General features: G+C 62.6%; 1 protein-coding gene. It reads right to left on the reverse strand.

The window, feature by feature from the left end; genetic code table 11:
- Positions 1–43: 43 nt before the first annotated feature.
- Positions 44–246, reverse strand: a 203-nt coding sequence (locus VW35_RS21655) for a hypothetical protein (protein WP_046144202.1), incomplete at its 5' end; no start/stop codon positions are given.

Below are 246 nucleotides of genomic sequence, written 5' to 3' on the forward strand. Positions count from 1 at the left end.
TCAGCCGCAAGAGTGTGGCGCGGCAGAAAACGCCAAACCAGCGCTAGAAGCCCACCAGCGCGGCGCCGTGCACGTAGACGTACGCCGTCGCGTGCGACGAAGGAGACAACGGCACGAAGTACTGCGCCACCGCGCACTGCACCAGACCGTTCCAGTCGAACAACATCGGGCCGGCAACGACCAGTCCGACGAAGGCAAGGTCCAAGTAGCCGTAAGCTCGGTTCAGGAATGCGATAAGCTGTTGCC

Origin of the sequence: Devosia soli, from assembly GCF_000970455.1 — a bacterium.
GTDB classification, from domain to species: Bacteria; Pseudomonadota; Alphaproteobacteria; order Rhizobiales; family Devosiaceae; genus Devosia; species Devosia soli.